This window comes from Nocardia sp. NPDC058497 (assembly GCF_042720195.1).
GTDB lineage: Bacteria > Actinomycetota > Actinomycetes > Mycobacteriales > Mycobacteriaceae > Nocardia.
Genome location: NZ_JBHXMY010000798.1, coordinates 1 through 2,162, shown reverse-complemented (window position 1 = coordinate 2,162; position 2,162 = coordinate 1). Strand labels below are relative to the sequence as shown.

Below are 2,162 nucleotides of genomic sequence, written 5' to 3'. Positions count from 1 at the left end.
GGTGTCACCGGTGCCGGTGACACCGAACATGCCGCGGCGGGTGCCGATCACCGCGTCCTCAGGTGGGGACGGAGGTGTGGGTGCGGTGGGAGTTTCCTCCGGAATGTTTTGTCCCGCATTGCTGTCGGCGTTGTCGGGCGCGTCGAAGGTCATCGCAGCAGGCCCTCCATCCGGATGGTCGGCGTGCTGGCCAGCGCGGCCTGTTCGGCGGCGCGGATCGCTTCCTCGCGGTTGACGCCCATCGGCATCTCGGCGATCTTGGCGTGCAGCGCGAGGATCGCGTTGAGCAGCATCTCCGGGCGCGGCGGGCAGCCGGGTAGGTAGATGTCGACCGGGACGATGTGGTCGACACCCTGCACGATCGCGTAGTTGTTGAACATGCCGCCCGAGGACGCGCAGACGCCCATGGCCAGTACCCATTTGGGTTCGGTCATCTGGTCGTAGACCTGGCGCAGCACCGGTGCCATCTTCTGGCTGACCCGGCCCGCGACGATCATCAGATCGGCCTGGCGCGGGGAGGCGCGGAACGCCTCCATGCCGAAGCGGGCGATGTCGAATCGCCCTGCGCCGGTCGCCATCATCTCGATCGCGCAGCAGGCCAGGCCGAACGTCGCGGGCCAGACCGAGCCCTTGCGCAGGTAGCCGGCGAAATCCTCGACGGTGCTCAGCAGGAACCCGCTGGGCAGTTTCTCTTCGAGACCCATTATTTCCCACTCATTCCCAGCTCAGGCCGCCGCGCCGCCACTCGTAGGCGTAGGCGACCGACACATTGACGATGAACAGCGCCATCGCGGCGAGCCCGAAGAGCCCGAGCGCATCGAAATGCACGGCCCACGGGTAGAGGAACACGATCTCGATGTCGAAGATGATGAACAACATCGCGGTGAGGTAGTACTTCACCGGAAAGCGCTGTCCCGTGGCGTTTCCCGGGCCGCCCGCGATGGCGTGCGGTGTCGGCTCGATGCCGCATTCGTAGGGTTCCAGCTTGGCCCTGTTGTAGCGCTTCGGGCCGATCAGCGCCGCCATGATGACGGAGAACACCGCGAACGCGGCGGCGATGGCGCCGAGTACGAGCGCGGGCACCTCGATATTCACGACTGCTTTCCCCTCCTCGCTGGAGCAGGTCGAGCCGTGTGGCCCGGCCGCGGACGGCAGCTTTGGCGAGACGGGGCCGACAACGTTGTCCGCCGATACGGGGCTCGCGCAAGGCTGTGCAGCGATGGCGGAGCGTTATACAAGAGCCCGCGCTCGTGTGAGCTAGAGCACAGACTACCGCCGTTTCGGTGGTCCGCCGCGCGTTTCCGGGGCGGGGTTTGATCGATTTCGGTACCGCGATTCATGAGCGATCCGGGGGTAATCCCGGACGGGCGCACGACGAGTAACCACTGGTGTTACCAGTGGTGATAGACAGAACTGTGCGACGCGGACTATCCGAGGGATCGGGACTATGCCCGGCCTGCTCAGCGGGCGAGCAGGATGGTGGTCACCGCGCGGGTCAGCTGCATGGGGTCGATCGGGTGCGACACCGCCGCCTCGGCGCGCGACCAGTTCGCCAGCCAGGCGTCGTCAGGCCTGCCGGTCAGCACGACCACCGGCGGGCACTCCTCGATCTCGTCCTTGAGCTGCTTGGCGATGCCGAGGCCACCCGCAGGCGCGGATTCCCCGTCGAGGATCGCCAGATCGATCCCGCCCGCGTCCATCTGCTCGATGACCACCGGCGCGGTGGCGACCTCGAAGAAGTCGAGCTCCGGTAGATCGGCGCGCGGCTTACGGCCCAGCGCCAGGATCACCTGTTGCCTGGTGTCGGCATCGTTGCTGTAGACCAGCACACGCAGCGGGGTGGAACCATTCGATTCGGCCACGCTCGGATCGTACGTCCGCGCGGGCCGGCCGCGTGGCAGGTTCGCCGGATCAGCCGGTTGACCTGCGGGGCAAGGTAGTCCACCGCAGGCCTCATGCGGGTTACCAGTCGCCGTCCTGGACTTTCTTGCCGCCCAGGGGGATCACCGGAAGTGGCTGTTCTATGGGCGGATTCGGGTGTTCGTCGGCGAGCCAGTCGCCGGTGGGTTTCACGTCGGAGAGTTCGGTCGACGGCGGTAGGTCGTCGGCGTCGGCGGCGTAGTAGTCGAAACAGGGCACGTTGTGATGGGCGTAGGCCTGGG

3 protein-coding genes and 1 pseudogene are annotated in these 2,162 nt (G+C 66.7%); all 4 read right to left on the bottom strand.

Annotation, left to right across the window (positions count from 1 at the left end):
• Window positions 1-149: 149 nt before the first annotated feature.
• The gene (locus ACFWPJ_RS31090) at window positions 150-704 is read right to left on the bottom strand and encodes an NADH-quinone oxidoreductase subunit B family protein (RefSeq protein WP_019047013.1); all 555 of its coding nucleotides are present in this window, start codon (window positions 702-704) and stop codon (window positions 150-152) included.
• A gap of 10 nt (window positions 705-714) precedes the next feature.
• Window positions 715-1,095, bottom strand: coding sequence for an NADH-quinone oxidoreductase subunit A (locus tag ACFWPJ_RS31085; protein ID WP_189028737.1), 381 nt, complete (start codon window positions 1,093-1,095; stop codon window positions 715-717).
• A 365-nt stretch (window positions 1,096-1,460) separates the two neighbouring features.
• Complete coding sequence (locus ACFWPJ_RS31080) at window positions 1,461-1,862, bottom strand: hypothetical protein (RefSeq protein WP_378856823.1); 402 nt, start codon at window positions 1,860-1,862, stop codon at window positions 1,461-1,463.
• A 100-nt stretch (window positions 1,863-1,962) separates the two neighbouring features.
• Window positions 1,963-2,162: pseudogene (locus tag ACFWPJ_RS31075) on the bottom strand (hypothetical protein); the annotation flags it as partial.

Excerpts from the sequence above, each read along its gene's own strand:
- ACFWPJ_RS31090 (WP_019047013.1), bottom strand. The coding sequence starts at position 704 with ATGGGTCTCGAAGAGAAACTGCCCAGCGGGTTCCTGCTGAGCACCGTC.